We start from the raw sequence: 4,313 nt of genomic DNA, 5'->3' as shown, positions 1-4,313 counted from the left end.
GAGCTGGCGGCGGGCGAGATCGAGCCGCCAGCCGGCGAAATGGATCGTCTCGCCGGCCTCGGCGCGGGCGGGCGCGGCGGGCTGGCGCCGGCGCAGCACGGTGCGCAACCGGGCGAGAACCTCGCGCAGATGGAAGGGCTTGGCGATGTAGTCGTCGGCGCCGACCTCGAGCCCGACGATGCGGTCGACCACGTCGTCGCGCCCGGTCAGCATGATGATGGGCGTCTCGCCGCGGGAGCGCAGCTCGCGTGCCAGCATCAGGCCGTCCTCGCCGCCGGGCAGGACGAGGTCGAGGAGAATGATGTCGACCGGGTGGCGCTGCAGGGCGTCGCGCATGGCGGCGCCGTCGCCGACGGCGGTGACGCGGTAACCCTCGTCCTCGAAATAAGTGATCAGCATCTGCCGGATTCGAACATCGTCATCCACGACGAGGATGTGTTCGTTGCGGGCGGTCGGCTCGGTCATGGCAGGCAGTGGGTTTCCTTCGCGATCCCGGTTGTTACAAACCGTCACATTTTTGCACGGTTCGTCACCCTGGCGGCGTTCGCCCGTTACCGGGATCGGTTCAAGTCGGCGCGTCGATCACAGAGGGATGACGAGCCGATGCTCTCGCAAGCCACCATGTCACAGCCGCACGGAGCTGTCAGGCGATTCGCGACGGTCCCGCCTTGCCCGGCCAGCCTCAAAAGCCTCTTCGGCGGGCAGCCGGTCGAGACCTTCGAGCCGGGTACCGCGGTGTTCTGGGAGGGCGACGAGGCCCGCCATGTCTTCGAGGTCGTCGAGGGCGTGCTGCGCGTCTTCCGGATCCTCAGCGACGGCCGCCGCGTCATCACCGGCTTCCTCTATCCCGGTGACCTCCTCGGCGTCTCGCTGAAGGACCAGTATCTCTACACCGCCGAGGCGGTGAACCGGACGAAGCTGCGCCGCTACGAGCATGGCCGTTTCCAGGACGAGATCAACCGCTCGCCGGAGCTGCGGCCGCAGCTCTTCGCCTGCCTCTGCGACGAGATGGCGGCGGCGCAGGACCAGATGGTGCTGCTCGCCCGCAAGAGCGCGGAGGAGCGGGTCGCCAGCTTCCTTTTGCTGATCGCGCGCCGGCTTGGCGGCGACGTGCGCCAGCCGGTGATCGAGATCCCGATGACGCGCCTCGACATGGCGGATTATCTCGGCCTCACGATCGAGACCGTGTCCCGCACGATGACGCGGCTGACCAATTGCCGGGTGATCGCCCCCAGCAGCCGCCATGCCCTGGTGGTGCGCAAGCTCGGCAAGCTCGCCCTGCTTGCGGGGGAAAGCGATGCCGACGATAAGGACGGCGCCGGAGGCCGGGCGATCCAGCAGGCGGTCTGGCCGAACTGAGCGCGCAGCACCGAGAGAGACCATGGGGGCGACCGTCACCACCGAGTCCAGTCTGGACGAGATCGCCCGCATCCTCGACAGCGCCAACCTCATCGTCCACGGCTTCGACGGCGTGGTCAGCCGCTGGACCAGCGGATCCGAGGCGCTCTATGGCTGGAGCCGCACCGAGGCGCTCGGCCGGTCCGCGCATGACCTGCTGGAGACGGTGTTTCCCCAGCCCTTCGCCGACATCCTCGCGCATCTGAAGGCGCATGGTGTCTGGACCGGCGAGCTCAGCCAGCGGCGCAAGGACGGGATGCCCGTTTCGGTCGCCAGCCGCTGGGTCGTCGCCGAGACCGAGGGCGAGGCGGGCACGTCGATCATCGAGACCAATGTCGACGTCAGCGACCTGCGCACGATGCAGGCGCATCTCTTGGCGCGCGAGGCGCATCTGCGCTCGATCCTCGACACCGTGCCCGAGGCGATGATCGTGATCGACGAGAGCGGAACGATCACCTCCTTCAGCGCGGCGGCGGAGAAGCTGTTCGGCTTCGCGACCTCCGAGGTGCTCGGCCGCAACGTCCGGATGCTGATGCCGCAGCCGGATCGCGACGCCCATGACGGCTATATGGAGCGCTATCTGGAGACCGGGCAGCGCCGCATCATCGGCTATGGCCGCGTCGTCACCGGCCAGAAGAAGGACGGCACCGAGTTTCCGATGGAGCTCGCGATCGGCGAGGCGCGGGCCGCCGGCCGGCGCATCTTCACCGGCTTCATCCGCGACCTCACCAGCCGCCACCGGATCGAGGAGGAACTGCGCCAGGCCCACAAGATGGAGGCGGTCGGGCAGCTCACCGGCGGTATCGCGCATGATTTCAACAACCTGCTGACGGTGGTCAGCGGCAATCTCGAAATGATCGAGCGGCGGTTGACCGACGACCGGGCGCGGGCCCTGCTGCGCGAGGCGCAGAGCGCGGCCGAGGATGGCGCCAAGCTCACCGCCCAGCTCCTCGCCTTCGGGCGCAAACAACCGCTCAATGCCAAGCGCGCGGATATCGGCCCGCTCGTCTCGCGCTTTTCCGATCTGTTGCGCCGGGCGCTGGGGGAGACGATCGAGCTGCGCATGATCGTCTCGGGATCGCCGGGGCCGGCGCTGGTCGATGCCTCGCAGCTGCAGAACGCGCTGCTCAACCTCGCCCTGAACGCGCGTGACGCGATGCCGCGCGGCGGGCGGCTGACGGTCGAGATCTCGCCGGCGAAGCTCGATGCCGATTATGCCAGCATGTATCCGGAGGTGCGCACCGGCAGCTATGTGCTGATCTCGGTGACGGATACGGGCGCCGGCATGCCGCCCGAGGTGCGCAAGCGCGCCTTCGAGCCGTTCTTCACCACCAAGGGGGTCGGGGCGGGCACGGGGCTCGGGCTCAGCATGGTCTATGGCTTCACCAAGCAGTCCGGAGGCCATGTCCAGCTCTACAGCGAGGTCGGGGAGGGCACGAGCGTGCGGCTGTTCCTGCCGGTGGCCGAGGCGTCGATGACGGAGGGCTCCCCGGTGCCCGCGGCGGTGCATGAGCCGCCGCCGAGCCTGCCGGGCGGAACCGAGACGATTCTCGTGGTTGAGGACGACGCGCGGGTGCGGCGTGTCGCGGTCGCGCGTCTGGAGGACATGAATTATCGCGTGCTGCAGGCGGAGAACGCCGCCGAGGCGCTGCAGGTGCTTGCCGCCCATCCTCAGGTCGCGCTCATGTTCACCGACATCGTCATGCCCGGCGGAATGTCCGGCGACGAACTGGCGCGCGAGGCGCGTCGCCAGCGGCCGGATCTCAAGATCATCCTGACCTCCGGCTTCGCCGAGCCCAGCGTCGCGGTGCGCGAAATCGCTGCCGAAGCGACTTGGCTGAAGAAGCCCTACAGTGCGATGGAACTGGCCATCCGCATCCGCGAACTGCTCGACTAGGCGGGCAGGGCGCCGGTCGCCGTGTGCGTCAACGCGTCCTCGTGATCGGATGACCCCGGCCCGGATCGCATCGACCTTGCGGATGTCGATCAGGCCCAGGCTGTTGCGACAGGCGAGGGCGCCTGCGATGCCGAGGGCGTCGTCGAGGGCACATGGACGCGGCGCGCGGGGCGCGCAAGACGGGATCCGCGGCGGCGGGATCGCCGCGACAGCGCAGGATCTCGCATTGCCCGACGATGCGCCGAGCGGTGCGCCTGCAACGACAGTGACTCCGGCACCGCGAGCGGCGGCCTTGACAGGGAGGATGGCTTGGGGGAGGCGTAACGCCACGCGCATCCTGTTGATCGGACAGGCTTTTTTTAATTGTTCCAAGGAGAAGGCGGTGTCGTCCTTCACGTATCCGCTCCAGGCCGAGGCCGGTCTGGGCCCCCTTCCGCGCCGGCTCGGCGTGGCCCTCATCTGCCTTGTCGCCAGCCTCGGTCCGCTACAGGCACAGCAGGGCGGGCCGGCAGCCGCGGCGCCGTCGGCCGCCACGGCGCCTGCGACTGCGGCGGAGGCAGCGCCTGCGGCACCCGATGTCGCCGTCCCGGCCGCACCCGGTCCGTCCGGCGCTGCGCCGGGCGCGCCGACCACGGCGCTGCCCGCGACGCCGTCGCAATTGGGAATCGCGCCACCCACGACGGCGCATCCGGTCGCGCCGGCGGTTCAGCCTGCCCCGCCCGTCGCCGCTCCGGCGCCGGTCGCGGCGGCTCCGGCCCTGCCGCATGACCTCTCGCCCTGGGGCATGTTCATGGCGGCCGACATCGTCGTGAAGGCGGTGATGGTCGGGCTCGCCTTCGCGTCGGTGGTGACCTGGACGATCTGGCTCGCCAAGGCGCTCGAACTCGCGACCGCCAAGGCGGCGGCGGCGCGGGCGCTGTGCCGGCTCGAGCGGGCCGACAGCCTCGGGGACGCCGCTGACGGCATGACCGGCCGGAAGGGCCGCCCGCGCGGCGATGTCGGCCTGCTGTTCGGCGCG

3 protein-coding genes and 1 pseudogene are annotated in these 4,313 nt (G+C 69.7%); 3 read left to right on the top strand and 1 reads right to left on the bottom strand.

The window, feature by feature from the left end:
- Window positions 1-465: response regulator (locus Q8M82_RS03820; protein ID WP_305690053.1), on the bottom strand; the 465-nt coding region annotated here is incomplete at its 3' end.
- A 156-nt stretch (window positions 466-621) separates the two neighbouring features.
- On the opposite strand from Q8M82_RS03820, the gene Q8M82_RS03815 reads away from it, so the two are divergent.
- From Q8M82_RS03815 to Q8M82_RS03805, 3 genes and pseudogenes are all read left to right on the top strand, one after another.
- The gene (locus tag Q8M82_RS03815) at window positions 622-1,359 is read left to right on the top strand and encodes a Crp/Fnr family transcriptional regulator (protein WP_305690052.1); all 738 of its coding nucleotides are present in this window, start codon (window positions 622-624) and stop codon (window positions 1,357-1,359) included.
- A 22-nt stretch (window positions 1,360-1,381) separates the two neighbouring features.
- The gene (locus Q8M82_RS03810; RefSeq protein WP_305690051.1) at window positions 1,382-3,295 is read left to right on the top strand and encodes a hybrid sensor histidine kinase/response regulator; all 1,914 of its coding nucleotides are present in this window, start codon (window positions 1,382-1,384) and stop codon (window positions 3,293-3,295) included.
- 382 nt (window positions 3,296-3,677) lie between these two features.
- Window positions 3,678-4,313, top strand: a pseudogene (locus Q8M82_RS03805) (tonB-system energizer ExbB); the annotation flags it as partial.

The sequence above is a fragment of the Allobosea sp. genome (genome assembly GCF_030694325.1).
Lineage (GTDB): Bacteria > Pseudomonadota > Alphaproteobacteria > Rhizobiales > Beijerinckiaceae > Allobosea.
This window is presented reverse-complemented; position numbering and strand designations above follow the sequence as displayed.

Excerpts from the sequence above, each read along its gene's own strand:
- Q8M82_RS03815 (WP_305690052.1), top strand. The coding sequence starts at position 622 with ATGTCACAGCCGCACGGAGCTGTCAGGCGATTCGCGACGGTCCCGCCT.
- Q8M82_RS03810 (WP_305690051.1), top strand. The coding sequence starts at position 1,382 with ATGGGGGCGACCGTCACCACCGAGTCCAGTCTGGACGAGATCGCCCGC.